The sequence below is a fragment of the Citrobacter sp. RHBSTW-01044 genome (genome assembly GCF_013781945.1).
In the GTDB taxonomy this organism is placed as follows: domain Bacteria; phylum Pseudomonadota; class Gammaproteobacteria; order Enterobacterales; family Enterobacteriaceae; genus Citrobacter; species Citrobacter braakii.
This window is the reverse complement of record NZ_CP056180.1, coordinates 2,330,852-2,357,010: the sequence shown is the minus strand read 5'-3', so window position 1 is coordinate 2,357,010 and position 26,159 is coordinate 2,330,852. Positions and strand designations below refer to the sequence as shown.

The following is a 26,159-nucleotide window of genomic DNA, read 5'->3' as shown; positions in this document are numbered from 1 at the left end:
AAGTTAAAACCCTAAGTGTAGAGCAGCATTCGTCAGTCTATGCAGACCTACCTATCTTTCCCTGCAAGTTCACAGCACTTTCGACAAGAACTGCTGGGTGCGCGTGTGGCGTGGATGATTCAGCACCTGCTCGCTGCTGCCCTGTTCGACAATTTTGCCATCGACCATAAACACCACCTGATCCGCCACTTCCCGGGCGAACCCAATCTCGTGCGTCACCACAACCAGCGTGGTTCCCGACTGCGCCAGTGCTTTGATGACATCCAGAACTTCGCCTACCAGTTCAGGATCCAGCGCTGAAGTGGGTTCATCAAACAGCATAACGCGTGGATTTAGCGCCAGCGCACGGGCAATAGCGATACGCTGCTGCTGACCGCCGGAGAGATGACGCGACCAGGCATCGGCTTTATTACGCAGGCCAACGGCATCAAGCAGAGTTAATGCCCGCTCGGTGGCGGCTTTACGCGATGCCAGACCGTGCGCAATGGGCGCTTCAATCAAATTCTCCAGCACCGTTAAGTGCGGAAACAGATTAAAATTCTGGAATACATAGCCGACGTTAACGCGCTGGCGCAAAATTTCCGCCTCTTTCAGCTCATACAGCCTGTCTCCCTGCCGACGATAACCAATGTAATCGCCATCGATTTGAATAAACCCTTCATCGACGCGCTCCAGATGGTTGATCGTCCGCAAGAGTGTGGATTTCCCTGAACCGGACGGGCCAAGAATAACCGTTACCGTTCCGGGAGGGATCTCCAGCGACACATTATCCAGCGCTTTGTGGCGACCGAAGTATTTGCTGACGCCGGTAATGGAAATATGGCCTTCAGGCGAGTGGGACATGGACGGCCTCCTGCTGCGGACGTTGACGGTTGCGTTTTTCTGCACGGCTCACCCGGGCGGTATTGATTGCTGAACGTCGCTCGCTGCGGGCCAGCGCGCGTTCGACCAGGTGCTGAATTAACGACAGGACGCTGGTGATCACCAGATACCACACCGCACCCACCATCAGCAGCGGGATCACTTCCTGCGTGCGGTTGTAGATCATCTGGATGGTGTAGAACAGCTCTGGCATTGCCAGCACGTATACCATCGCCGTCCCTTTCGCCAGACTGATGATTTCATTGAAGCCAGCAGGCAAAATGGTGCGCAGCGCCTGCGGCAGAATAATCCGCAGCGTACGTCGCCATGCGGGTAAGCCCAGCGCTGCCGCTGCCTCGTACTGGCCGTGGTCAACCCCTAAAAATCCACCACGAATAATTTCAGCGGTATAGGCGCTTTGCACCAGCGTCAGGCCAACCACCGCGGTGGAAAACTGGCCGAGCACATTGATGGTCTCAAAACTGCCCCATTGAATGGGAGTAAACGGAATACCAATCGCCAGCGTGTCGTACAAATAGGAGAAGTTGTACAAAACGATGAGCACCACAATCAGCGGTAACGAACGAAACAGCCAGATGTATCCCCATGCCAGACCGTTCAGCAACCAGGAAGATGAAAGTCGTGCCAGCGCCAGCAGACCACCGATGATAATACTCAACAGCGTACCGATAAGCGTCAGTAGCAGAGTTTGCCCAAGGCCGGACAAGATAACCGGATCAAAGAACCAACGGGCAAACACGCCCCATTCCCAGCGCGGATTAAACGCCACGGACTGGATAATCACCGCCAGGACAAACAAGGCAATGACTGCTCCTGCGGTGCGCATAGGATAGCGCGCCGGTACGACTTTAATACTCTCCGTCGTTTTCATCTTCTCTCCTCAGGCTATTCTGGCCTGACCGGCGATGGTCAAGAGTTTGGTAAAGCGCAGCCGGCCATCAAACGGTGGCAGGCTGTACTCTTCGGGATCGCGCGCTGTATCAAATTGCGGATCGTAGCCCTGGCTTAAATAAAGTCGCACGGCCTCTGGCTGGCGAAATCCCGTGGTCAGATAAATCCGGCTGTAGCCCGCCAGCAGCGCCCTGCGTTCCAGCTCCTGCACCACGCGTGCCGCCAGCCCCTGCTGACGCAGGCTGCTTTTCGTCCAGATGCGCTTAATCTCGGCGGTGTCTTTGTCGTAAGGTTTGTAGGCCCCGGTGGCGATAATCTCGCCGCTGCGCTCCAGCACCACGAAAAGTCCCTGCGGTGCCAGATACCATTCGGTCAGCTCCACTTCAGCGTCGCGAGAAAAATAATCGCCATAGCGGGCGGCATATTCACCGAACAGACCGTTCAAAATTGGCTGCAGCTCGCTGGCTTCAGGTGAGACCACGCGAAATTGATCGCTCACGATGACCTCCTTAGTCGCCTAAACCGGCCGGGTTGATTTCAGATTGCGGAATACGTTCCACCCCTTCTCCCCAGCGGTTCAGCACCTTGTCATAGTCGCCGTTGCCAATTACGCCGTTGAGGGCGGTTTGTACCGGCAGAACCAGACCGCTGTCCTTTTTCAGCGTCACAGCGATGTGTGCCGCTTTTGGCCAACCGCCATCAACGCTGCCCACCCGTTGCGTTTTACCGTTGAGTGCAGCTTTCCACGCGCCGATAACGTTAGGACCGAAGTAAGCATCGGCACGGCCTGACTGCAGAGCCAGGGTTTGCGCGGCATCATCTTTGGTATACACCGGCGTAAACGGCTGCAACCCTTTCTTCACGTTCTCATCGTTCCAGGCGAGCAGGATGGCTTCCTGATTTGTCCCCGAACCGACGATGATGCGCAGACCGGCGATATCTTCTGCCTGCTCGATTTTCTTCAGCTTACTGCCGGTTTTGACATAGAAGCCAAGGGAGTCCTTACGATACGTCGCGAAATCGAATTTCTCTTTGCGGGCTTTGGTGACGGTAATATTGCTGATCGCGGCATCATATTTGCCGGACGTGACGCCCAGCGGCCAGTCTTCCCATGACGTGGGCACGACGTTGAGTTCCAGCCCCAGACTATCAGCCACCAGACGAGCGATGTCCGCCTCGCTGCCGATCAGTGTCTTATTGTCATCGGCAAAGACGGTCAGCGGCGGCTGGCTTAACCCGGCAATCGCCACGGTGAATTTACCCGGTACGGCCAGGTGCAGATTCGCGGGCAACTGCGCAATCGCCTGCGGATTTTTTGCCGTATTGATTGGCGTTTTATTGGCTTCCAGGCTTACGCCTGTACCGTTAATAGTCACATCATTTGCCCAGACGTTAGCGCTGAAAGCCAGTGACAGCGCGAGGAAGACTGATTTTTTCTGCATAGCGTTTTTCTCTTATTGTGTGAATTGGTTTGCAGGTGTCGCGAGTCCCAGGCTTGCGCGCAGGGTCGTACCGGGATATTCATGGCGGAACAGGCCACGCGCCTGAAGCACGGGGACAACCTGTTCGACAAAACGCGGGAAGGTATCTGGCGTTCCCCCCTGGATGATAAAACCGTCTGCGGCTTTTTCGTCGAACCACTGCTGAAGACCATCGGCAACCTGTTGCGGCGTACCGCTGAAACGTGGGCGTGGACTGGCCGCTTCCAGAGCAACCTGGCGTAGCGTTAAGCCACGCTCACGCGCGTTGCGTTTGATCTCATCAGTCGTACTGCGAAAGCTGTTTTGTCCAAGGGAACCCAGCTCCGGGAACGGTGCGTCCAGTGGATATTGGGCGAAATCATGATGTTCAAAGTAGCGGCCCAGGTAGTTCAGCGCGTCGGTAATAGAGACCAGCGCAGCGGTAGTCTGATACTGCTGCTCAACGTCCTCTGCGCTGTCGCCAACAATCACGCTGACGCCCTGGAATATATGCAGTTGTTCGGGATGTCGCCCGGCGTAGGCCAACTGGCTTTTTACATCCTGATAGAACTCTTTGGCCTCCGCCAGCGACTCCTGATGGGTAAAAATAGCATCGGCATGCTGCGCCGCTAATTTCTTACCATCCTGTGAAGCACCCGCCTGGAATATAATCGGACGGCCTTGTGGCGTGCGCCCAATATTTAACGGCCCTGCGACCTGAAAATAATCTCCATGATGGTTAAGCGTGTGCAGTTTTTGCGGATTAAAAAACTCTCCGCTTGCCTTATTACGGGTAAAAGCATCGTCTTCCCAGGAATCCCACAGTCCTTTCACTACCTGTAAATATTCATCGGCGATACGATAACGCAAGGCATGTTCTGGATGCTGGGCACGGGAATAGTTCTTTGCCGAACCCTCCAGAGGTGATGTGACCACGTTCCATCCGGCTCGCCCCTGGCTGAGATGATCAAGGCTGGCGAACTGCCGTGCGGTAGTAAACGGCTCGCTGTATGATGTGGATACCGTGCCAACCAATCCCAGATTCTGGGTAATGCTGGCCAAAGCAGATAATACCGTCAGCGGCTCAAAGCGATTTAAAAAGTGTGGGATTGATTTTTCATTAATATACAGACCATCGGCGACAAAAATAAAATCCAGCTTCCCTTTTTCCGCAATAAGCGCCGTCTCTTTGACAAAATCAAAATTAATACTGGCATCGGCCTGTGCCGCCGGATGACGCCATGCGGACATATTTCCCGCTGCGCCATGCAGAATAGTGCCGAGCCGTAGTTGCCGATTTTCAGCCATAATAACCCCTACCCAACAGGTAAACTTAAAGATGTGCGAATGCCGTTTTTGCTAGCTGTGCAAAGTAATGCGCGGCAGGTTCAATTAAACGTTCGTCCGGATTAAAGCCCGGGTGATGTAATCCGTATTCACTGGCGCTGCCAATACTGACAAATGCCCCAGGCGTATTTTGCAGATAGACGGCAAAATCCTCGCCGCCCATATGCAGGTCGGCATGATGGGTGGTGTAGCCTGATTGTTTCGCCACGGCGGTGGCGATATCGGCCCAACGAGCATCGTTTACCAACGCGGTCGGCCCCGCATGCCAGATAACGTCGATTTGTGCGCCAAAGGCGTGGGCAAAACCGGCGGCGATGTCATTAACCCGTGCTTTAACCTGCTGTTGCACCGAAGTCCGGTGCGTTCTGAGCGTCCCTTCCAGCTCAACGGATTCTGGCAACACATTCCATGTATTTCCTCCCTGAATACGGGTCACGCTAAGCACCACTGAATCCAGTGTGTTAACGTCGCGACTGGCAACGCTTTGCAACACCGTGACCAGTTGGCTGGCGAGCAGGATGGCATCTCTGCCTTCATGCGGACGCGCCGCATGTGCGCCCTTGCCATTAATACGCAGCACGAAGCGATCGACGTTGGCGTAGAACGCGCCGCCGCGTGTGGCAAATTCCCCCACCGGTAAACCTGGCTCATTGTGCATGCCAAAAATAGCCGCAACGTTGTGCATCGCACCGGCGCGGATCAGCGTTTTTGCGCCACCGAAACTCTCTTCAGCGGGCTGAAACAAAATACGTACTCGACCCGGTAAGTGTGTTTCCTGTTGTTTAAGCAGCAGCGCGGCGCCCAGCATGACGCTGGTGTGGACGTCATGCCCGCAGGCATGCATCACTCCCGGAGTGAGGGAGCGAAACGGCACATCGGCGCTTTCTTCTATCGGTAGCGCATCGATATCCGCTCGCAGCGCGATGACATCTTCTCCCTGCCCGATTTCCGCGACCAGACCGGTTTTCAGGTCGAACGGCAAAATCTCGACGTCCGCTGCGTGCAGCCAGGCGTGAATGCGCGCCGTCGTTGCCGCCTCTTGCAGGGAAAGTTCCGGGTGCTGGTGTAATTCACGACGCCAGTTGATAAGCGTTGAGGCCAGAGTCATCAGAGCACCTCCACGGCGTTATGGGCTTGCGCCAACAACCGCAGCGATGTCAGACGCGCGTGACCTTCCGCGACTGGCGTGTCGATAATGAACTCCTCAATGCCAAATTGCGTATGCAGGGCATTCAGCTTTGCCATCACCTCCTGAGCCGTGCCGTGTAACAACGCCTGCTCACGACGCGCGATTTTGCGTGGCGGACTGCCGGCCTGCGCGGCGAATGCCAGCGCCTGCTCTTCGCTGGCTACCGTGACACGTTGACCATTCTCCAGCTCCACGCCCCAGATTTGCACGTTTTCCGCAAGCTGCGCGGCGGTATCGCTACTGTCAGCCACAATCACCTGGACGGCAACTATCGTCGGACGTGCGCTGTGGGTCTGCCAGAAGGACAAAACGTCACGCAATAACGCGCGGTCACCGTTGAGGTGTGCCGCGAAGATAAAATGCCAATTAAATTGCGCTGCTAACTGTGCGCTTTGCACACTGGCTCCCAGGACAAATCCTTCCGGCGGTAACGGTGGGATTGGCGTCGGAAATACCGTTTCCCCGCTTTCCGTGCCGCTCAGCGTCAGCCAGTCGTTAAGCTGGGAAAGTTGGTCGGCAAAACTGCCTTTTTCATCCTGATGCACTCCTTGCTGTAGTGCCTGAGTCGACAGTGGTAAGCCGCCAGGGGCTTTCCCTACGCCGAGATCGACACGCCCGGGTGCCAGCGAGGCCAGAAGATTGAAGTTTTCCGCCACTTTGTACGGGCTGTAATGTTGCAGCATCACGCCACCGGAGCCTACGCGAATACGCTGGGTTTGCCCGAGGATCCAGGCAATCACCAGCTCCGGTGATGGGCTGGCCAGCTGTGGCGTATTATGGTGTTCCGCGATCCAGAAACGATGGTATCCCCACTCTTCTGCCTGCTGCGCCAGCCGTAACGTCCGGGCAAGCGCCATCGCGGCGGTTTCACCTTCCCCGAGGGGGCTTTTATCCAGAATACTCAGGCGATATGACATGTTACGGGCCTATGCTTGTTAACATGTCATTATTATTAAATTATCAGATAACCATGCAGAAACATTTAATTCACATTTGCTCAGCTAAAAAGTAGATAACCAGCCCTGACGCTGTCAGGGTTAAATTTCGGATCGCCTTGTACTGGTCGGAACACGAAACTGAAAACACGCGGAATGTATGGCCTACAAAATATAATAGGGTCGTTGGTCTCACGGGAATAACATCCAAATCATTTCATGCCAGTTTTCTTTTTGCGAAAACGTTTTTTAACGCGATTTACGTTAAGTCAGGTTAAATGACTTAAAACGTTATGCGGTTGTATAAAATGTTTCAATTTTATGACCCTGAATGAATATTCCACAGAGATTTTTTAATTTAAATACTTCCACAGAAATGATGATTAGTAGAGAATGCAGCGTTTCTTATTAAAACGGTTTAAAACGGCTTTTTAATATTCCTCCCGATTTTATTGCGGGAATTTTTGTATGGATTATACATATCATTATGGGGCCTCTATGAAAAGTAACATGCCCGTTACACAAATTGAGCACGCACTTAACGACAAAGCGACGCTGCTTTCAACGACGGATAAAGAAAGTCATATTACCTACGCTAACTCTGCTTTTATCGATGCCAGCGGATTTAACGAAGATCAATTAATGGGCGAAGCGCATAATATTATTCGCCATCCTGACATGCCTCCCGCTGCATTCGCCGATATGTGGTACACGCTACAGCAGGGAGACAGCTGGACGGGTATGGTGAAAAACCGCCGCCAAAATGGTGACCATTACTGGGTTCGCGCCAATGTTACGCCGGTCTGGCACAATGAAAAACTCACCGGTTACATCTCAGTGCGTACCGTTCCTTCGCGTGATGAAATAACTCACAGCGAAAGTTTATACCAAAAAATGAATAGTCAGCAGCTTAAAGGCTTTCGACTTTTTAAAGGGATTATCATTCGTCGCGGCTTATTGGCATGGACCTCCATGTTTAAATGGCTGAATATCAGCCAGCGCGTCAATTATTCTTTAGGGGTGACGGCCCTGCTCGCTTTGTTATTTATCTTCGCCCCGTTTAATCCCTTTATTCAGTCGGGTGGCTTGCTGGTGTTATTTCTGGCGCTGGCTATTTACCTTAAGTATCAAATTTGTCAGCCAGTTAATACGCTCCTGACGCAAATGAAGAAAGTGGTGTCCGGACGTAAACCTGATAACTGTCATTTAAATCGGGTGGATGAGATCGGAATGCTAATGCGACTGGTTAATCAGTCCGGGCTTAATCTGAATTCTCTGGTCGATGACGTCAGTACGCAAATTTCCGGTATTCGCGCTATCAGTCAGCGGGTGTCAAAAGAAGGTACGGCGCTGCATCAGCGTTCAGAAGAAACCTCTGCCGACCTGCAACAAACCGCTGCGGCCATTGAAGAAATTGGTAGCGCGGTACAGCAAACCGCTGAGACGGCGGCACATACCATGACCATGGCCGATAAAACCAGCGCCAACGCTGCAGAAGGCGGCGATATCATGAAACAAACTATCGCCATGATGCAGGCGATATCGCGTGACAACGGGCAGATCGTTGACATCATTGGCGTGATCGACAGCATTGCCTTTCAGACCAATATTCTGGCGCTCAATGCCGCGGTTGAAGCCGCGCGAGCCGGGGAATCCGGGCGTGGCTTCGCCGTTGTCGCGGCAGAAGTCCGCAATCTGGCCCAACACTCGGCGTCTGCGGCAAAAGAGATCAAACAGCTTATTGAGAAGAACGTCGCCAATGTTAATAGCGGCGTCAAAATGGTGGAACAAACGGAAACGCATCTCACCGGGATGATTGGGGATGTACTGCAGATGTCGATGATGATCAAAGACATTAGTCTGGCCACGCGTGAGCAAACCCAGGCTTTGGATCTGATTAACGATTCAATTTCACGCGTTGGCACCATGACACACAATAATGCCGAGATGGTGGAGCGCGTCACCGACGCCACCGCCGATCTGACCCTGCGTTCATCACGCTTACAGCAGGCCGTTCAGGTCTTTGGCGTATCGGCATAACGTTACGGCGCTTATTGGGTGAATGTCTCGATAAGCGCACTCCTCTACAGGTATAAACGCCCTTCTCTTTTATTGGCTGAATCGAGGCCACACCGCGCCAGTACCGGCTGCATAAAAATGCTGAATTCTTGTTACCGGGGCTTTGCGGAACCAATCAATTGAATGTAGGATGCTCGGCCGGCAGTTTTCCCCCGTAACACAATGAAGGGTAAGGCTGTTTTCGCCGCAGCAGGTGCGGCAAAAAGGATGTTGTATTTTTGTCAGGTCAACAGGAATCGTAATGAACACAAACAACACGCAAGCCGCGGAACAACATGCGGCGAAACGACGCTGGTTGAATGCTCACGAAGAGGGGTATCACAAAGCGATGGGCAATCGACAGGTACAAATGATCGCCATTGGCGGCGCAATTGGTACCGGGTTGTTTTTAGGGGCAGGCGCACGCCTGCAGATGGCCGGCCCGGCTTTGGCGCTGGTCTATCTGGTATGCGGTATTTTTTCGTTCTTTATACTGCGCGCGCTCGGCGAACTGGTTTTACATCGCCCTTCCAGCGGTAGCTTCGTTTCCTACGCCCGTGAATTTTTAGGTGAGAAAGCCGCCTATGTGGCTGGCTGGATGTACTTCATCAACTGGGCGATGACCGGCATTGTCGATATCACCGCGGTGGCGTTGTATATGCACTACTGGGGCACGTTTGGCGACGTGCCGCAGTGGGTGTTCGCCCTCGGCGCGCTGGCTATTGTCGGCACCATGAACATGATCGGCGTGAAGTGGTTCGCGGAGGTGGAGTTTTGGTTTGCGCTGGTTAAGGTACTGGCAATTGTGATTTTCCTGGTGGTAGGTACCGTTTTTTTAGGTACCGGAAAGCCGCTGGATGGTAACGCCACGGGTTTTCACCTGATTACCGACAACGGCGGCTTCTTCCCGCATGGCCTGTTGCCTGCGCTGGTACTGGTACAGGGTGTGGTTTTCGCCTTTGCCTCTATTGAACTGGTGGGTACCGCCGCCGGTGAGTGCAAAGATCCGCAAACGATGGTGCCAAAAGCAATCAATAGCGTTATCTGGCGTATTGGTCTGTTCTATGTGGGTTCTGTCGTGCTGCTGGTTCTGCTACTGCCCTGGAACGCCTATCAGGCGGGGCAAAGCCCGTTTGTGACCTTCTTTTCCAAACTGGGCGTGCCGTACATTGGCAGTATCATGAATATTGTGGTGCTCACCGCGGCGCTTTCCAGCCTTAACTCAGGGTTGTACTGTACCGGGCGTATTTTACGCTCCATGTCGATGGGCGGTTCGGCACCGAAATTCATGGCAAAAATGAGCCGTCAACAGGTGCCCTGGGCCGGGATCCTCGCCACGCTGGTCGTGTATGTCGTCGGGGTATTCCTGAACTATCTGGTGCCGTCACAGGTGTTTGAGATCGTGTTGAACTTCGCGTCACTGGGCATTATTGCGTCGTGGGGGTTTATCATGGTCTGTCAGATGCGTCTGCGCCGGGCCATAAAAGAAGGTAAAACGGCAGACGTCAGCTTTAAACTGCCGGGCGCACCGTTTACCTCGTGGTTAACGCTGCTGTTCCTGCTGAGCGTACTGGTATTGATGGCGTTTGACTATCCAAACGGCACCTATACAATCGCGTCATTACCGCTGATTGCCATCCTGCTGGTCGCGGGCTGGTTCGGCGTGCGTAAACGCGTTGCAGAGATCCACCGCACCGCGCCATAACGGCAGAAGGCCTGACAGGTTAATCCTTCAGGCCTTCTTTTTTAGTTCGCTTCAATCAACTGCGCTACGTCGTTGCTGTTAATTTCCCGCGCATTTCCATCCTGATCGGTATAACTGGTCATTCCCGTGTCTTTATCCAGTTTTGGCTTACCCTGGGTGGTGATGGTTTGTCCGCTTTTGGTCGTCATGACGTAATCGGTGGTGCATCCTGCCAATGTAAACAGCATTACGCCTGCACAAAGACAGATAAATGGCTTTTTCATGGTATTCCCGTGTTATTCAGTTAGCCGTTGAGGGCGTAGTGTAAGTCCCTGAAGTAGGTCAGGCTACTGGCGGGGTGTAACGAGGCGTATCGAGGGATTTAGAGAAGTGACAGGAGGGGTTTCCCCCTCCGGTTAATTACAGCGCAATACGAATAACATCGTCCGGCTGGGTGGCTTCCTGCTCGCGGGTGGACTTCTGTTTCACGCTCACGTACAGGGTTTTACCGTCGGCGGAGAGCGCCAGGCTATTCGGGAATGTTGGGGTCTCGAACGTTTTAACGACTTTATAGCTTTTCGCGTCGATCACGCTCACTTTGCCGGCCTGACGATGGGTCACGTAGGCCTCGTTACGCGCCGGGTTAAACAGCACGGCCAGGGATTCCGGCGCGGCGACTTTTGCCAGGACGTTGCCATTACGGGTGTCGATTACCAGCACTTCCGCCGCTTTAGAGTCGGTGACAAAGGCGCGGTTGCCCGCCGTGTCCAGGCTCAGGTTGATGAAGAAATGCTCTTTTCCATCATCCAGCAGCTTTTTACGGCTGAGAATTTTGTTGGTGGTGGTATCGATAGTGATGAATTCACCGTCCGCATTGGCGGTGTACAGGCGTTTAGCCTTGCTGTCGACAGCCAGAGCGGTGCTCATTTTGCCGGTATTTTGAATGGTGTCCTTCAATGTAATGGCATCACCGTCCACCACCCAAATCACGCTCTCTTTACCAATACCGCTAATGTATACCGTGTTGGTGGCGTCATCAGCGACCAGCTCACGCGGCTGCAGTGGGCGAACGTCTTCAGAACGCTTACGCGCATCCAGCACCAGACGTCCTTTCACCGCGCCCGTTTTGGCATCCATTGCCGTCACCGCGCTGTTTACCGTGTTGCCGAACCACAGCGTTTGCGTGGCGTTGTTGATAGTGGCGCCAAACGGTTTGAGATCGTTATGAATAACCTGAGTCACTTCGAGGGTGACCGGGTCAAGACGGTAAACCACCCCGCCGGTATCCAGTTTGCGGCTCTGCGAGGTCGCCAGCCACAGCGCGTTCTCTTGCTGACTGTATGCCATTTCATAGGCGCCTTTACCCACGGCTTTGCGCAGCAGTTCTTCTGCAGCCTGCGTAGTAAAAGATGATGCAACGAGCAGTGAACCTAACAGTAAAGAACCACGCAGACGCGGCGAAAACAGATGACGTAAAGACATGACGACTCCCTTTGATAAATTCGTTTGTTACTGCTTCACATAGCTTCAATGAGCAAAATCATGGTTTTGCCTTTTTTAAGAATGAGAATAGTAATCATTATTCATCTCAAAGTGGAGCACTTCTTCACATATTGACTACAATCGTTGTCATTGCCCGAAAAATTAGCGCAATTCAGCAGCGCTAAAATTCATCTTTTATAAAAAAATTCACGCGCTTATCGCCGGTTTTACGGCGTAAGCATCATTAACTGGCCTTGTTCATGACGATTTTTGCATCCCGCTACACTGCACTTCCTGTTTCTTTACTGCCTGTCTTCCTCTCGCCTTATGCCGTGGCAGAAAGTGAGATAAACGATCAAACGCTGATCGTTAGCGCGACACCACAGTCCATTTCTGAACTGGACACCCCTGCCGCCGTCAGCGTCGTTGACGGAGAAGATATGCGTCTGGCAACGCCGCGAATTAACCTGTCTGAATCCCTGACCAGCGTCCCTGGGCTACAGGTGCAAAATCGGCAGAACTACGCCCAGGATCTCCAGTTGTCGATTCGCGGATTTGGTTCGCGAACCACTTATGGCATCCGCGGCATTCGTTTGTATGTCGACGGGATCCCGGCAACCATGCCGGATGGGCAGGGTCAAACATCCAATATTGATATCAGCAGCGTACAAAATATTGAGGTTTTACGCGGCCCCTTCTCTGCTCTGTATGGCAATGCGTCTGGTGGAGTGATAAATGTCAGCACTGAAACGGGACATGAGCCGCCAACCATTGAAGCCAGCAGTTATTACGGCAGTTTTGGCAGTTGGCGCTACGGGTTAAAAGCAACGGGCGCATTGGGCGATGGCACACAGCAAGGGGATGTGGATTACACCGTTTCAACAACCCGGTTTACTACCCATGGTTATCGCGATCGCAGCAGCGCACAAAAAAATCTGGCCAATGCCAAACTGGGCGTGCGCATGGACGATACGAGCAAACTAACCCTGATTTTCAATAGCGTAGAGAGTAAAGCTGACGATCCTGGTGGACTTACCGAGTCAGAGTGGCAGGCCAATCCGCAGCAATCTCCCCGCGCTGAGCAATACAACACGCGAAAAACCATCAAGCAGACCCAGGCGGGGTTGCGCTATGAACGCCAGCTTAGCGCGAAGGATGATATCAGCATCATGACTTATGCGGGGGAGCGTGAAACCACTCAGTATCAGTCGATCCCGATGGCCCCGCAGTTAAAACCCTCTCATGCCGGAGGCGTTATTACCCTGCAACGTCATTATCAGGGGATAGACAACCGCTGGACTCACCGTGGCGAGCTGGGCGTACCCGTGACCTTCACCACCGGTCTGAATTACGAAAACATGAGCGAAAACCGTAAAGGCTACAACAACTTTCGCCTTGATGATGGCGTGCCAGAATATGGTCAGAAAGGCGACTTACGACGTAACGAACGTAACCTGATGTGGAATGTCGATCCCTATCTGCAAACCCAGTGGCAATTAACGCAGAAACTCTCGCTGGATGCCGGCGTTCGCTACAGTTCGGTGTGGTTTGATTCTAACGATCGCTATATTACGCCTGGTAACGCAGATGACAGCGGTGACGCCAGCTATCACCAGTGGTTACCTGCTGGATCGTTAAAATACGCCATCACCGATGCCTGGAACGTCTACCTGGCCGCGGGACGTGGGTTCGAAACGCCCACCATCAACGAGTTGTCTTACCGCTCCGACGGCCAAAGTGGGATGAATTTTGACCTACAGCCTTCCACAAACGATACCGTGGAAATCGGCAGTAAAACGCGTATCGGCGATGGGCTGTTTACCGCAGCGCTATTCCAGACCGATACCGATGACGAGATCGTGGTTGACAGCAGTAGCGGCGGGCGGACAACCTACAAAAACGCTGGAAAAACCCGCCGTCAGGGAGGTGAGTTATCCTGGGACCAACGCTTTGCCGCAAGCTGGCGCGTAAAAGCTGCATGGACCTGGCTGGATGCGACCTACCGCAGCAACGTCTGTGGCGATCAAAACTGCAACGGCAACCGCCTGCCTGGCATTGCGCAAAACATGGGATTTGCTTCGCTGGGCTACGTGCCTGATGAAGGTTGGTATGCGGGAACTGATGTTCGTTATATGAGCAATATTATGGCCAATGATGAAAATACGGCGCAAGCCCCGTCCTATACCGTAGTGGGTTTAAATACCGGCTATAAATTTTATTACCGCAGTCTGATGATCGACCTGTTCGGTCGGGTGGATAATCTGTTTGATAAGTCCTACGTCGGTTCGGTGATAGTGAATGAGGCAAATGGTCGATATTACGAACCGGCGCCAGGACGAAACTATGGCGTAGGGATTAATCTGGCCTGGCGTTTTGAATAGCACTGGCGGGAATGACTCCCGCCATCCGTTTTACGCATCGTCTGCAAGACGAATCACCACTTTACCGAAGTTTTTGCCGGTCAGCAGGCCGATAAAGGCCTGCGGCGCATTTTCCAGACCGTCGGTGATTTGTTCGCGGTAATGGATTTTGCCCTCTTTAACCCAGCGCCCCATCTCCCGCTGAAACTCCTGAATGCGGTGACCATAATCCTGACCAATGATAAAGCCCTGCATCCGAATTCGCTTTTTCAGCAGCGTTGCCATCAGCAAAGGTAATCTATCGGGTCCGCCTGGAAGCGATGTGGCGTTGTAACCGCTGACCAGTCCGCACAGCGGAATGCGCGCAGAGGTATTGAGTAATGGCAGAACGGCGTCAAATACCTTACCGCCGACGTTTTCGTAGTAAATATCGATCCCCTGCGGACAGGCTTTTGCCAGCTGTTGCGCAAAATCTTGTGCGTGGTGATCGAGGCAGACATCAAAGCCTAATACCTCGGTGGCATGTCGGCATTTCTCTGCCCCGCCTGCAACCCCGATCACCCGGCAGCCTTTGAGCTTACCAATCTGCCCTACCGTTGCGCCAACCGGGCCGGTGGCGGCGGCCACAACCAGCGTTTCCCCTGCTTTTGGCTGACCGATATCCAGCAGCCCCATATAAGCAGTAAATCCTGGCATCCCCATCACTCCCAGCGCCCAGGAGGGATGTTCAGGATTATCGCCAAGCTTCACCAGCCCGTTACCGTCGGAGATGTCATAGTCCTGCCAGCCGCTGTAGCTCAGCACCCACTCGCCTGGCTGGTAATCAGGATGGTTGGATGACACCACGCGACTCACGGTCCCGCCAACCATCACGCCGCCAATCTCTACCGGCGGGGAGTAAGACGGCTCATCGCTCATGCGTCCACGCATGTAGGGATCGAGGGAAAGAAAAATGGTGCGCAGTAAAACCTGGCCTTCACCCGGCGTTGCCACCTCATCGTCTTCAAGACGGAAGTTTTCCGGGACCGGCGCGCCATGCGGGCGGGAAGCCAGTACCCAGCGGCGATTGCGATTAGTCTGTTGACCCATGATGTGCTCCTCTGCTTTTGGCATGATTCCATCAATAGTAGCAGCCTGTGTCCGCCAGTTAGCTGACGACATGATTTAACCGCACAACCAGGTAAACGCAGGGGTGTGCGGTTTCATTGATAAACCGACAATCATTCGGCGGGCCAAGCTCCAGGCAATCGCCAGCCCGCATTTCATGACGCACGTCCCCTTCCACAAAGACCAATTCCCCCTGCTGTAGCCAGATAAGTTGTCTTGCCTGCACGTAGGAAGAGGCTGGCATCGGGATATCGCTTCCGGCAGGCAATTCTATCTGCACCAGATCAATAGGCAGATCGCTGCGCGGTGAAACGTGGCGGCGCAGATAGTGGCTTTGCGGGTCGTGCCAGACAGGCTGATCCGCGAAGCGCAGCAGCTTGCCCTCCTGCATTTCGGCCCGCGCCATCAGCATAGACATGCTGATACCAAAGGCACCGGAGAGCCTGCCCAGCAGCGTGGCCGTAGGGCTGCTCTCACCGCGCTCTATTTTATGGATCATCGCCCGCGACACGCCTGCGCGTTCAGCGAGTTCCGTCAGAGACCAGCCGCGAGACTCCCGCTCAATGCGAATTCTTGCACCGATCCGTTGATTTATGCTGTCTTCAATAGTATTCATATTGTAATACTATAGTGAACAATCCCTGAGGTTCAACATGTCCATTCGATTTGCCAGCAAAGAAGACTGTGCCGCCATTGCAGAAATCTACAACCACGCGGTACTGCATACGGCGGCTATCTGGAACGATCAAACGGTCGATGCCGAAAACCGTATCTCATGGTATCAAGCCCGCCAGTTGATGGGCTATCCGGTGCTGGTGAGTGAAGAGAATGGCGTGATTACAGGGTACGCCTCCTTTGGCGACTGGCGTAACTTTGATGGATTCCGTCATACCGTTGAACATTCGGTATATGTTCATCCTGCTCATCAGGGTAAAGGCCTGGGACGAGCGCTGCTCAGCAGGTTAATAGAAGAAGCCCGCGCGTGCGGCAAGCATGTGATGGTTGCGGGCATTGAGTCTCAGAATCAGGCGTCGCTGCATCTGCACAGCACGCTGGGTTTTAAAACCACCGCGCAAATGCCACAGGTTGGCACGAAATTTGGGCGCTGGCTGGATCTGACTTTTATGCAGTTGCAGTTAGACGATCGCCGCGAACCGGATGCCAGCAGATGAACCAGACGCTAACCCTCTCCTTTCTGATTGCCGCAGGTATTGGTCTGGTGGTGCAAAATACCTTGATGGTACGCATCACGCAGACGTCCTCGACGATCCTCATCGCCATGTTACTTAACTCGCTGGTCGGGATCGTGCTGTTTGTCAGCATACTGTGGTTTAAGCAAGGTATGGCGGGGTTTGGGGAACTGGTTTCCAACGTGCGCTGGTGGACGCTAATCCCTGGCTTGCTGGGATCGTTCTTTGTTTTTGCCAGCATCAGTGGATACCAAAATGTGGGTGCAGCAACCACTATCGCGGTGCTGGTGGCCAGCCAGTTAATCGGCGGACTGGTGCTGGATATTCTGCGCAGTCATGGCGTACCGCTGCGGGCGTTGGTGGGGCCGGTCTGCGGCGCGGTGCTGCTGGTCGTTGGGGCCTGGCTGGTGGCGAGACGTTCGTTTTAATTGCGCTTATCCGGCCTGAACATGCAGGCCGGATAAGGTGTTACCTCGCCATCTGGCCACAATGAATTACAGGATTGTGCCGCCTTTGGTCAACTGTTCGCGACGGGTTTCCATATCCTCTTTATGCTGACGGCCATGATGTGCGATAGCCGTACGCAAACGCTGTTGCTGGGTGTAACGTTCTTCCCGGCTCAGCACGACATCATCGCTGAGTTCAATCAGCAATTCATTCATATGCGTAATGACGCTCTCTTCAATGGCGGCATCAACACGTGCGCTGACCTCATCCAGATGCGACATAACCTCTCCTTAACTCATTAATTTAATTTTGCTTTTGAAAAATCGCTGCCCATCAGGCTAACGCTGTATCCGCTGACGTTGCTGCGCGTCGCGTAAAACGTTTTCCCGTTTGCCAACGCAATCCACGGAGCCTGTTGGTAGAAAATCTCTTGCGACTGCTGGTAAAGCGCGGCGCGTTCTTCCGGTTTACTCACCAGTTTCGCCTTTTGAACCAGCGAATTATACTCTTTATCGCACCAGCGCGCGGCGTTAGATCCGGTTTTAATGCTGTCACAGCCCAGCAGTACATCGGCGAAGTTGTCCGGATCGCCGTTGTCTGACATCCAACCGAACAACGCGGTGTCATGCTCACCTTTACGCATTTCGGAGAGATATTCGCCCCACTCGTACGACACAATTTTCGCCTTCACGCCAACCTTCGCCCAGTCGCTTTGGATCATCTCGGCAATCCGTCGGGAGTTCGGGTTGTATGGGCGCTGAACCGGCATTGACCACAGCGTCGCTTCAAAGCCGTTTTCCAGTCCCGCCTGTTTCAGCAGATCTTTCGCTTTTTGCGGGTCATAAGCGTAATCCTGCAAATCTTTATTGAACCCCAACATATTCGGCGGAATTGGCGATTTTGCCACCGTACCGGAACCTAAAAAGACGGCGTTAATAATGGCCTTTTTGTCTGTCGCGTAGTTAAGCGCCTGACGCACCAGCACGTTATCAAACGGTTTTTTCTCGGTATTAAACGCCAGATACCCGACGTTCAGCGCTTCAACCGAATGCAGCGTCAAATCTTTATTCTTCTTAATCTCGTCAAACTGTACGGGCGCAGGCGCCGGAATTATCTGGCATTCATTGGTTTGCAGTTTCGCCAATCGGGTCTGAACGTTTGGCGTGATTGAGAAGATCAGGTGCTTCGTGGGGACGGCGCCGTCCCAGTAGTTCGGGTTGGCGAGATAGCGGATTTGCGAATCCTGCTTGTACTGCTGCAACACGTATGGCCCGGTGCCAATTGGCCAGTTATCGACGTTTTCCGGAGTGCCTTTTTTCAGCATCACGTCGGCATATTCCGCAGAGAGGATGGAGGCAAAATCCATTCCCCAGTCGGCAAGAAACGCGGCGTTAGGTTCATTAAGGATAAACTGAACATGATAATCATCGACCTTCTTCACTTCTTTAATCAGTTTATCCAGACCGACATCGTTGAAGTATTCGTAGCTTCCCTGAGAAATTTTGTGGTACGGATGATCGGCATCTTTCTGTCGTAATACCGAGAAAACCACGTCATCAGCGTTGAAGTCACGGGTTGGTTTGAAGAATTTATTACTGTTGAATTTCACGCCCTGACGCAGGGTAAAAGTGTAGGTCTTACCGTCCGGCGAAATCGTCCAGTCCGTTGCCAGAGACGGAACTGGCGTATTTTTTACCGGATCAAAGTTGATGAGTCGGTTGTAGAGCACCTGTGAGCTGGCTACAAACGATGGACCGGAACTGGCGATTTGCGGGTTAAATGACTCTGGCGACGCTTCTGAGCAGTAAATGAGAGTGTCAGTATTGGCCGCGAACGCCGCGCCTGATGGTAAGACGGCGCTGAGCGCCAGCGCGAGTAACGTTTTCCTTGCAATCATGGTTATAAGCCTTCTTATTTTATTATTAACCGGGATATCAGAGCATAGCTGACAAAAACTGACCAATAACAAATCACTATCAGGTTATTCTAATCCGGTGTATTTCGCTGAATAATTCATCACCCTAAGCGAATTAATTTCCCTTAAGTCTTTTTCAAAACGTCAAGATTTTTCCCGGCACTCTATGCCATGAAAATTCGCCCCTTTTTGCCTCTCTTCCACCGTTTGCTCGTTTTTATAAAACGTAAAGTAGATACGTGAAGAAGTCTAAGGGGTAACAACGTGGCAAAAACTCTCTTGCGCAGCGGCAATTTGGATGACTATCAGGCCGTGGGCGGCGGTGGTCAGGCCGTGTTTGATTCAGCATTGCAAATTCGTGAAACGCTTCGCCTGCGTAAACAGCAGGCGATGGTGGATTGTCTGGCGATCCCACAAGTTAACGACAACGGCGATCGCGTTGACTGGTATTCGCCGATTGAAGGGAAAGCCGTTGCATGGAAAGCCGCTGATGAAGAGGCCCGTTTTCGTGCGCTGCGCTATCTGGGAAGCACGCTGGAAAATGCGGCGGCGCTGAGCCGTAAAAGTCTGCAATCGGGTAAAACCTCCCTGCAACTGTTTGGCTCACTGCTGGAAAAAACCATCCAGTTTCCTGGTGAGAATCACGTATTTCTGGTTGAAGGTAAACCCGTTATTACGTTCTGGGGTTTCGTCAATCTGAATGAAAATCCTCGCGACGATGTGCTCGATTGCCTGCGCCTTGCCGATATTCCTCCGGTCGTCACCGTAGCGGAGCCTGAGCCGGAAGAAGAAATCACTGCCCAAATCACCTTCGTCGAGGCCGAGGCGCCTTTGTTGACTCCAGTCGTTGAGCTACCTAAACCGGCTGAACCTGAACCACAACCCCCGGTCGTTGTTAACGAACCGGAAGTCTCGCCGCCGCTCGCACAGAAGAAACCCGCACGCCGCCTGCCGTTGTGGAGCCTGCCCGTTGCCGCGGTGATCATTGCAGCCATGGTTGGGCCGCTGCTGTGGAAGCAACAGCCCACCCCGCCCGTACCCGCTGTTCCCCCTGCAGACGTCGCTAAGTCAGATATAGCACCGCTGCCAGAACTGACATCTGCACTGCCGCTGCATCGGGCTGAAGTGGTTCCGGTCGCCAAAAAAGAAAAACCTGTCGAGGGACCGGTCGTGATCGCCGCGATTCCGAAAGATGCGCTGGTGATGGATGCCAACCAAATGAAGGCAGGAACGACGCGTTTTCTCAACGGTAACTGGCGCGTAATGGTTGATGTTAAAGATCCGGTTAGCGGTAAAGCGCCGTCGCTGCGCTATCAGATCCAGGCCAATAAAGGCACGGCGCGCGTGGTTCATGGCGACAATATTGTTTGTCGTGCCGAGATTTTCTCCGGTTTGCATCAGTCAGGTGAATTAATGATTAAGAGTCGCGGAAATGCCCGTTGTACGGACGGGTCACGTTATCCGATGCCGGAAATTACCTGCAAAGCGGGAACCAATGACGTCGCCGCCTGTACCGCACGTTATGACGCTCACGCGGAAATCCCTCTGACGATCAAAAAGATAGGTGCCTGATTTTATGTTGGTGAATCTGTGTGACTACAAACAGAGCGTGACGCTCATCGCCAATAGCGGTGTGCAATTTCTGGATTTTGGCCTGACGCCGCAGGAATCTGCGCATCATGGACGCTTTGTGCGCAAAACGGCAAACGGTCCCCTGCTGCGGCTGGATTTCGATCTGACAACCGGACGTTATACCTTACCAGGCAGCACCGGCGGTCAGCCCGAAGTGGTGAAGCCGGAAAGCACCCAGAAGCTGCATTATTCGCTGGACGTGCTCGACGGTGTCTGGCTGCCGCTGCCGTTCCTGCGCTTTAATCCGCCGCGTACGTTCGTTGAAGGCCCGGATAACTGGGCGCGCGTACAGGTGCGAAAGCTGGCGCAACCTGACAGCGCGGGCAACACCCACCGCGTCACCGTGGCGCTGGACAGCCAGCTCACTGAAAATGCCCCTGCGGCGTTAACCCCCAACGAAAATGACCTGCTGAACGGTACGCGATTTGCGCTGGCCTCGCATGACAACGAAATTGCCGATTTCCTCGACCAGACCTGGATTGACGGCTGGTTGCGCGAATCCTTTATGCATCATGTCACACAGCATGAGAACCGCTCAGAACAAGAGATCCAACAGGCGCTGCGTAACTTTGAATATCAGGCGCACTGGCTGAATGTGCTGACCCTGTTAGGCGAGCAGCTTTCCGTCCCGGAAGTGAAACTGGTCACGCATACCCTCAGCACGCCCGCCATTCCCGTTGATCTTATCCTGGATATCGGTAACACCCATACCTGTGGCGTCCTGATTGAAGATCACGGGGATGCCAATGACGGACTACGCCAGACAGCCGAATTGCAGGTGCGTTCGTTAAGCGAGCCACAGTTTCTCAACGATCCGTTGTTCACCAGCCGACTGGAGTTTTCCGAAGCGCGTTTTGGTAAGCAGCACTTTTCCGTGGAGAGCGGTCGTGATGATGCCTTTATCTGGCCGTCGATTGTCCGCGTTGGCGATGAAGCCCGAAAGCTGGCGATGCAGCGCATGGGCACTGAAGGCAGCAGTGGGATCTCCAGCCCGCGCCGTTATCTGTGGGACGAAACGCCGGTGTTGCATGACTGGCGCTTTAGCCAGATGAATGGCAAAACCCAGCGCGAACCACTGGCTACCGCCTTCCCGCTGATGAACCTGATGAACGATGACGGGCAACCGCTGTTCAGCCTGCCTCAGGATGATCGTCTGCCGGTATTCTCACCGCAATACAGCCGCAGTACGCTGATGACGCATATGTTGTGCGAAATACTGGCCCAGGCGCTGGGGCAAATTAACAGCGTGGCGACGCGTTTGCGCCTCGGATTCCCGGCATCTCCTCGTCAGTTGCGTACGCTGATCCTGACCCTGCCGTCGGCGATGCCCAAACAGGAGCGCGAGATTTTCCGCCTGCGCATGTTTGAAGCTATTGCGTTGGTCTGGAAAGCAATGGGCTGGCACCCGCAGGATGAAGACTTCACCACCCGTAAACAGCAGGAAAAGAGCGTGGTTCCCGTACCTGAGATCCAGATGGAATGGGATGAGGCCAGCTGCGGGCAACTGGTGTGGCTGTATAACGAAGCTATCTCTCACTACGATGGCCACACCGAATCGTTCTTTAACGCCCTTGCCCGCCCGGACCGTTTGCCGGAGCCTGGTGAGACTAAAGGTCGTGCGCTGCGCGTGGCATCGATCGACATTGGCGGCGGGACAACGGATATGGCCGTCGTCCACTACCAGCTTGATGACGGCGTGGGTACAAACGTCAAAATTACCCCGCATCTGCTGTTCCGTGAAGGCTTTAAGGTTGCGGGCGATGACATGCTGCTGGACGTGATTCAGCGTTGCGTGTTGCCTGCGCTGCAAACCCGTCTGCAACAGGCTGGCGTGACCGACGCCGCCGCATTGCTGGCTACGCTATTTGGCGATTCCGGGCGCATCGACACCCAGGCGATTTTGCGTCAACAAACGGCGTTACAACTCTTTATGCCGCTCGGTCATGCGGTACTTTCAGCCTGGGAACAAAGTGATATTAACGATCCGGTAGCGGGTCTGCATGCCACCTTTGGCGAACTCCTGAGCCAGCAACCAACGCGCAACGTACTGAATTACATCCAGCAGGCTATCGATCATGCGTTACCTGCGGGATCGCCAGTGTTTGATGTGTTGAGCGTGCCGTTACAGGTGCAGTTCAGGCAGTTACAAGAAGCGTTACTGGCGGGCCAGTTTACCCTGACCTCCCCACTGCACGCGGTCTGTGAGGCCATTTCACACTATCGCTGCGATATTTTATTAGTGACCGGCAGACCCGCCTGTTTACCTGGCGTACAGGCGTTGATCCGCCATCTGCAGCCCGTTCCGGTTAATCGTATGATCTGGATGGATAACTACCGCGTACATGAGTGGTATCCGTTCAGCCAACAAGGGCGGATTGGTAACCCCAAATCCACCGCAGCAGTTGGTGCCATGTTGTGTAGCCTGGCGCTGGATCTACGCTTGCCGCGTTTCAACTTTAAAGCTGCCGATATCGGCGCTTACTCGACCGTACGTTATCTCGGCGTGTTGGATAATACGGTCAATACGCTGCGTGATGAGAACATCTGGTATCACGATATCGATCTGGATAAGCCCGGCGCGAAACTGGATGCCCGCCTGCACTTCCCATTGCGCGGCAACGTAACATTAGGTTTCCGCCAACTGGCCAACAGCCGTTGGCCTGCCACACCGCTGTATACGCTCAGCATAAATTCTGCCGAACTGGCAAAAACCATCGCCGGAGATGGCGTGTTGAATGTACGGCTGCAGCTACGCGGTGGTAGCAAAGAAAGCGGCCCGGAATTTTTCGTACTGAGCGATGCGTGGTTACAGGATGGCACTCCCGTTGCCGCCAATGCCTTAACGTTAAAACTGAATACGCTGGCAGACCGACGCCATAGCGGGAGCCATTACTGGATTGATAGCGGGAGCGTGTACCTGAAATGAGTAAGATGTTAAACACCGCGCAGGCCGCCATCGAGTGGGTAACTGATACCCGTCAGCGTGCGGCGCGTCTTGATGATGAAGCGGATGCCCTGTTGGCACAGCTCACCCTGGCCGCCGTTAATGAATCTGCGTTGAAGACGACCTTTTCATCGCGAGGATGCGTTGGGCTTTACGGACATTCGCAATCGGCAAAAGCGCACCTGCTCACAGCATTGTGCAGCAACGCCAATGGCAAAGTGAATATCGTTACCCCGGATCGCAGCTTTGATTACTTTTCACATATCAATCCTGGTCATGCGCCAACCAACATGGCGATCCGCTTTACGCGTGATGAAAATCCGCTCGATGGTGAATGGCCGTTGCGCCTGCGGCTACTCAGTGAAGCCGAACTGGTACAGCTATTTATTACCCAGTTCTGTGCGCTTGCGGACAACCGCCAGGTCGAGAAATCGATTATTGAGGCGCGCCTGGAAAAATGGCAAACGTTGCGCCAGCGTCATCCGGTGCCGGGCATTACTGCGCAGGATGTCGCGGCAATTGGCCGTTTCTGGCGCGCCTGCGTACCGGCCAGACAACAGCAATTTGACGACGCGCTATGGCATCAGTTTGCCACGCTGCTACCCGCTCTGGATCTGACTACCCGGGCAAACGCCTGGGCGTTACTGTGGGGAGAACAACCAGAGTTGACGCAACAGTGGTTGGCGCTGGCGCATACGCTGCAACAAACCGGAAGCGCGCAAGAACTCGCGGCTCCGCTGAGCCTGCTGGTTGACCATTTTGGTTTACCTGCCGAGAGTTTCCTGACTCAGGTAGCATTGAACGGGAATGAGGCGCAAAGCGATGTGGTGGTTCATCCAATAGAAAATGATCAGTTGCTCAATGCGGTCAGCCTTTCTCAGGCTTCGCTGGCGCTGCTCACGCGCGAGCTGGTCCTGACGGTTGAAGACGCGGTACTGGAGAATGTCGATCTGCTGGATATTCCCCTCGCCCCGGATGTTCATCCCCATCCATTGTGGCAGGCCAAATTAGGCTGGATGCTGGAACATTATCGCCAGCATCTGCAACCGGATATACTTTTAATCTGTAATGCGGTTTCTACCCGCTCCCAGACGCCCGCCATCACCCGCAAGCTGCTGGGCTGGGTTAACGATACTCAGCCCGTACATGACGCCGCATTGCCGGGAGTGGTCTGGGCCATTACTCCCCAGGATGCGCGGTTTAGCACTCAGCAAAATCTTGATGAATCTGTGCAGCAATTAATGGGCAAACCCGGACTGCACTGGGGCACGCTGCAGGCGCTGGATAAACACAGCTTACAACGCCTCGTCGAATGGCTGACACAGGCAACCTCGCCCCAGCAACGCCAGGCGAGATTGACCTCCCTGCGTGAGCAGCACCAGCAGCGCGTACGCGAAACCTTGATAGGCTGGATTAACCCCGTTGAAACCGAATCGGGTAGCAATGAGTCGGTGATCCGCCAACTCCAGGCCCAGGCGGCAAAGCATGGCGAACTCCTGGACGGTTTGCTCCCGCCGATGCGCCTCTTTGAGTCGCTGCTGCGTGTTCAGCAGCCGCGCGAGGAACAGGTGAGCGGATTATTTAATGAAGAGATTGACCTGTTTGCCGAGGTGCGTGACACACCGCACTCGCCGGAAAGCAAAGAGACCGGGTATCAGGCGCACAAAATGTGGGTTAACCACGTGCGCCAGTGGTGTCGCGATGAAAATAATGCGCGCCGTTTACGTCTCGAGCCGCGTACGCTAAGGCAGGTTGCCGATATCCTCGTCACCACCAGCTATCGGCTGGAGATGCCGCAACGCTTACAGCGCATTATGCAGCGAGAAAACGTCTGCGCCGCGCAGCTTCACGCCGATATTGGGGATTTTATTACCTGGCTTGGATTTGCCAGCGTGGCAGAGGAACAGCGTCCGGCCAGCAGGATCCAAAAAGGATCGGCTATTTTTAGTGCCCCGGCGCAACAGCCGATGTTACGGTTGACGAAACTGGATGAACAACCTTCGCATGGCGCAAGCCGTTACGTTTACGACTGGCTGGTTGCTTTGTATACCCGCGCCAATGAAAACGTGGGATATCAGCATCCGCAGGATGTTTGCGCAGCCGACAAAAAACGATTAGATGCCCTGCTTTCCTCCTGAAACGGCGTTTACGCCGTCATCAGAAGAGAGAAAACATTAACGCGACGGGAAAACTCATCGGCCAGGTCGCCCCGACTAATACCGCGCTGAGAAAACGAATCCGCTTTTTATCGCGGGAAAGAAACCAGGTGATGATTGCCGTGATAGCGGCCATCACCGCATAAAAAACCAGCATTTTTTGGTACAGAGACATGTCAGGCATCCGGGCCGAAAGGTAAAATCGCGCGCAATATGCTCTTTTTCATGACCCACATCAAGTTTTATTAATTATTTTAAGAGAAACGCCGGTAAAACAAGCCGTTTTCATTATGTTCAGAATCCGTACTATTGCGGATAGTTATAACCCGTACTATACCCATAAGGGTTAAAACGAAAGGTGGCACAAATGAATGTTTCCAGTAAAACTGTGGTGCTGATAAATATATTTGCTGCTGTAGGACTTTTCAGTCTGATTTCCGCAAGGTTTGGCTGGTTTGCTTGATGTCGTTCTTCTTGATT

Annotated in this window: 21 protein-coding genes and 1 pseudogene; 9 read left to right on the top strand and 13 right to left on the bottom strand. The window is 53.6% G+C overall.

Annotated elements, in window-relative coordinates; translation table 11 throughout:
• Window positions 1–69: 69 nt before the first annotated feature.
• The 6 genes and pseudogenes from HV352_RS11375 to HV352_RS11345 form a co-directional block, all read right to left on the bottom strand.
• A complete protein-coding gene (locus HV352_RS11375; RefSeq protein ID WP_019076808.1) occupies window positions 70–843 on the bottom strand; it encodes an amino acid ABC transporter ATP-binding protein in 774 nt (257 codons plus the stop codon).
• Window positions 827–1,753: an amino acid ABC transporter permease gene (locus HV352_RS11370; RefSeq protein WP_016153130.1), complete on the bottom strand. Its 927-nt coding sequence runs from the start codon at window positions 1,751–1,753 to the stop codon at window positions 827–829. Before HV352_RS11370 ends, HV352_RS11375 begins: the two co-directional genes overlap by 17 nt.
• A gap of 9 nt (window positions 1,754–1,762) precedes the next feature.
• Entirely contained in the window at window positions 1,763–2,272 is a 510-nt protein-coding gene (locus HV352_RS11365) for a GNAT family N-acetyltransferase (protein WP_016153131.1), read from the bottom strand.
• A 10-nt stretch (window positions 2,273–2,282) separates the two neighbouring features.
• Window positions 2,283–4,541, bottom strand: a pseudogene (locus tag HV352_RS23680) (NtaA/DmoA family FMN-dependent monooxygenase).
• 25 nt (window positions 4,542–4,566) lie between these two features.
• A complete protein-coding gene (locus HV352_RS11350) occupies window positions 4,567–5,688 on the bottom strand; it encodes an amidohydrolase (protein WP_181635439.1) in 1,122 nt (373 codons plus the stop codon).
• On the bottom strand, window positions 5,688–6,686 hold the full coding sequence (locus HV352_RS11345) for an MsnO8 family LLM class oxidoreductase (RefSeq protein ID WP_181635438.1): 999 nt from the start codon (window positions 6,684–6,686) through the stop codon (window positions 5,688–5,690). Before HV352_RS11345 ends, HV352_RS11350 begins: the two co-directional genes overlap by 1 nt.
• Before the next feature lie 516 nt (window positions 6,687–7,202).
• Between HV352_RS11345 and HV352_RS11340 the strand changes: the two genes are divergently transcribed.
• Both HV352_RS11340 and ansP read left to right on the top strand, forming a co-directional pair.
• Window positions 7,203–8,744, top strand: a complete 1,542-nt coding sequence (locus tag HV352_RS11340) for a PAS domain-containing methyl-accepting chemotaxis protein (RefSeq protein WP_181635437.1) — start codon at window positions 7,203–7,205, stop codon at window positions 8,742–8,744.
• A gap of 280 nt (window positions 8,745–9,024) precedes the next feature.
• On the top strand, window positions 9,025–10,467 hold the full coding sequence (gene ansP / locus HV352_RS11335; protein WP_181635436.1) for an L-asparagine permease: 1,443 nt from the start codon (window positions 9,025–9,027) through the stop codon (window positions 10,465–10,467).
• A 41-nt stretch (window positions 10,468–10,508) separates the two neighbouring features.
• Here the strand turns inward: ansP and HV352_RS11330 are convergent, their stop codons facing one another.
• Both HV352_RS11330 and HV352_RS11325 read right to left on the bottom strand, forming a co-directional pair.
• Window positions 10,509–10,730 (bottom strand): YgdI/YgdR family lipoprotein, encoded by a 222-nt coding sequence (locus tag HV352_RS11330; RefSeq protein ID WP_003020157.1) that lies wholly within the window; start codon window positions 10,728–10,730, stop codon window positions 10,509–10,511.
• Window positions 10,731–10,866: 136 nt separating this feature from the next.
• On the bottom strand, window positions 10,867–11,928 hold the full coding sequence (locus tag HV352_RS11325; protein WP_046275590.1) for a YncE family protein: 1,062 nt from the start codon (window positions 11,926–11,928) through the stop codon (window positions 10,867–10,869).
• 260 nt (window positions 11,929–12,188) lie between these two features.
• On the opposite strand from HV352_RS11325, the gene pqqU reads away from it, so the two are divergent.
• A complete protein-coding gene (gene pqqU, locus HV352_RS11320; protein WP_181635435.1) occupies window positions 12,189–14,309 on the top strand; it encodes a TonB-dependent receptor PqqU in 2,121 nt (706 codons plus the stop codon).
• 30 nt (window positions 14,310–14,339) lie between these two features.
• Here the strand turns inward: pqqU and HV352_RS11315 are convergent, their stop codons facing one another.
• Window positions 14,340–15,377, bottom strand: coding sequence for an NADP-dependent oxidoreductase (locus tag HV352_RS11315; protein WP_101700642.1), 1,038 nt, complete (start codon window positions 15,375–15,377; stop codon window positions 14,340–14,342).
• A gap of 58 nt (window positions 15,378–15,435) precedes the next feature.
• Window positions 15,436–16,011: an XRE family transcriptional regulator gene (locus HV352_RS11310; RefSeq protein ID WP_046275593.1), complete on the bottom strand. Its 576-nt coding sequence runs from the start codon at window positions 16,009–16,011 to the stop codon at window positions 15,436–15,438.
• Between the two features lie 37 nt (window positions 16,012–16,048).
• Between HV352_RS11310 and mddA the strand changes: the two genes are divergently transcribed.
• The gene (gene mddA / locus HV352_RS11305; RefSeq protein ID WP_016156571.1) at window positions 16,049–16,567 is read left to right on the top strand and encodes an L-methionine sulfoximine/L-methionine sulfone acetyltransferase; all 519 of its coding nucleotides are present in this window, start codon (window positions 16,049–16,051) and stop codon (window positions 16,565–16,567) included.
• Window positions 16,564–17,013 (top strand): DMT family transporter, encoded by a 450-nt coding sequence (locus HV352_RS11300; protein WP_080858792.1) that lies wholly within the window; start codon window positions 16,564–16,566, stop codon window positions 17,011–17,013. The genes mddA and HV352_RS11300 overlap by 4 nt, the downstream gene beginning before the upstream one ends.
• Before the next feature lie 66 nt (window positions 17,014–17,079).
• Here HV352_RS11300 and HV352_RS11295 read toward each other — a convergent pair whose 3' ends face one another.
• Together HV352_RS11295 and HV352_RS11290 are read right to left on the bottom strand one after the other, a co-directional pair.
• Window positions 17,080–17,313: a YdcY family protein gene (locus HV352_RS11295; protein WP_016153143.1), complete on the bottom strand. Its 234-nt coding sequence runs from the start codon at window positions 17,311–17,313 to the stop codon at window positions 17,080–17,082.
• Window positions 17,314–17,330: 17 nt separating this feature from the next.
• The gene (locus tag HV352_RS11290; protein ID WP_181635434.1) at window positions 17,331–18,929 is read right to left on the bottom strand and encodes an ABC transporter substrate-binding protein; all 1,599 of its coding nucleotides are present in this window, start codon (window positions 18,927–18,929) and stop codon (window positions 17,331–17,333) included.
• A gap of 282 nt (window positions 18,930–19,211) precedes the next feature.
• On the opposite strand from HV352_RS11290, the gene HV352_RS11285 reads away from it, so the two are divergent.
• The 3 genes from HV352_RS11285 to HV352_RS11275 are packed head-to-tail and all read left to right on the top strand — an operon-like array spanning window position 19,212 to window position 25,661.
• The gene (locus HV352_RS11285) at window positions 19,212–20,519 is read left to right on the top strand and encodes an SrfA family protein (RefSeq protein WP_181635433.1); all 1,308 of its coding nucleotides are present in this window, start codon (window positions 19,212–19,214) and stop codon (window positions 20,517–20,519) included.
• Between the two features lie 4 nt (window positions 20,520–20,523).
• The gene (locus HV352_RS11280; protein ID WP_181635432.1) at window positions 20,524–23,505 is read left to right on the top strand and encodes a virulence factor SrfB; all 2,982 of its coding nucleotides are present in this window, start codon (window positions 20,524–20,526) and stop codon (window positions 23,503–23,505) included.
• Window positions 23,502–25,661 (top strand): virulence factor SrfC family protein, encoded by a 2,160-nt coding sequence (locus HV352_RS11275; protein ID WP_181635431.1) that lies wholly within the window; start codon window positions 23,502–23,504, stop codon window positions 25,659–25,661. The genes HV352_RS11280 and HV352_RS11275 overlap by 4 nt, the downstream gene beginning before the upstream one ends.
• Window positions 25,662–25,680: 19 nt before the next feature.
• On the opposite strand, the gene HV352_RS11270 is transcribed toward HV352_RS11275, so the two are convergent.
• A complete protein-coding gene (locus HV352_RS11270; protein ID WP_016153148.1) occupies window positions 25,681–25,854 on the bottom strand; it encodes a GhoT/OrtT family toxin in 174 nt (57 codons plus the stop codon).
• 192 nt (window positions 25,855–26,046) lie between these two features.
• On the opposite strand from HV352_RS11270, the gene yncL reads away from it, so the two are divergent.
• Entirely contained in the window at window positions 26,047–26,142 is a 96-nt protein-coding gene (gene yncL / locus HV352_RS11265; RefSeq protein ID WP_071524268.1) for a stress response membrane protein YncL, read from the top strand.
• Window positions 26,143–26,159: the final 17 nt, after the last annotated feature.

What these genes read in the sequence shown, in the direction of transcription:
- HV352_RS11375 (WP_019076808.1), bottom strand. Translation starts at nt 843, where the DNA reads ATGTCCCACTCGCCTGAAGGCCATATTTCCATTACCGGCGTCAGCAAA.
- HV352_RS11370 (WP_016153130.1), bottom strand. Translation starts at nt 1,753, where the DNA reads ATGAAAACGACGGAGAGTATTAAAGTCGTACCGGCGCGCTATCCTATG.
- HV352_RS11350 (WP_181635439.1), bottom strand. Translation starts at nt 5,688, where the DNA reads ATGACTCTGGCCTCAACGCTTATCAACTGGCGTCGTGAATTACACCAG.
- HV352_RS11345 (WP_181635438.1), bottom strand. Translation starts at nt 6,686, where the DNA reads ATGTCATATCGCCTGAGTATTCTGGATAAAAGCCCCCTCGGGGAAGGT.
- HV352_RS11340 (WP_181635437.1), top strand. Translation starts at nt 7,203, where the DNA reads ATGAAAAGTAACATGCCCGTTACACAAATTGAGCACGCACTTAACGAC.
- ansP (WP_181635436.1), top strand. Translation starts at nt 9,025, where the DNA reads ATGAACACAAACAACACGCAAGCCGCGGAACAACATGCGGCGAAACGA.
- HV352_RS11330 (WP_003020157.1), bottom strand. Translation starts at nt 10,730, where the DNA reads ATGAAAAAGCCATTTATCTGTCTTTGTGCAGGCGTAATGCTGTTTACA.
- HV352_RS11325 (WP_046275590.1), bottom strand. Translation starts at nt 11,928, where the DNA reads ATGTCTTTACGTCATCTGTTTTCGCCGCGTCTGCGTGGTTCTTTACTG.
- pqqU (WP_181635435.1), top strand. Translation starts at nt 12,189, where the DNA reads ATGACGATTTTTGCATCCCGCTACACTGCACTTCCTGTTTCTTTACTG.
- HV352_RS11315 (WP_101700642.1), bottom strand. Translation starts at nt 15,377, where the DNA reads ATGGGTCAACAGACTAATCGCAATCGCCGCTGGGTACTGGCTTCCCGC.
- HV352_RS11310 (WP_046275593.1), bottom strand. Translation starts at nt 16,011, where the DNA reads ATGAATACTATTGAAGACAGCATAAATCAACGGATCGGTGCAAGAATT.
- mddA (WP_016156571.1), top strand. Translation starts at nt 16,049, where the DNA reads ATGTCCATTCGATTTGCCAGCAAAGAAGACTGTGCCGCCATTGCAGAA.
- HV352_RS11300 (WP_080858792.1), top strand. Translation starts at nt 16,564, where the DNA reads ATGAACCAGACGCTAACCCTCTCCTTTCTGATTGCCGCAGGTATTGGT.
- HV352_RS11295 (WP_016153143.1), bottom strand. Translation starts at nt 17,313, where the DNA reads ATGTCGCATCTGGATGAGGTCAGCGCACGTGTTGATGCCGCCATTGAA.
- HV352_RS11290 (WP_181635434.1), bottom strand. Translation starts at nt 18,929, where the DNA reads ATGATTGCAAGGAAAACGTTACTCGCGCTGGCGCTCAGCGCCGTCTTA.
- HV352_RS11280 (WP_181635432.1), top strand. Translation starts at nt 20,524, where the DNA reads ATGTTGGTGAATCTGTGTGACTACAAACAGAGCGTGACGCTCATCGCC.
- HV352_RS11275 (WP_181635431.1), top strand. Translation starts at nt 23,502, where the DNA reads ATGAGTAAGATGTTAAACACCGCGCAGGCCGCCATCGAGTGGGTAACT.
- HV352_RS11270 (WP_016153148.1), bottom strand. Translation starts at nt 25,854, where the DNA reads ATGTCTCTGTACCAAAAAATGCTGGTTTTTTATGCGGTGATGGCCGCT.
- yncL (WP_071524268.1), top strand. Translation starts at nt 26,047, where the DNA reads ATGAATGTTTCCAGTAAAACTGTGGTGCTGATAAATATATTTGCTGCT.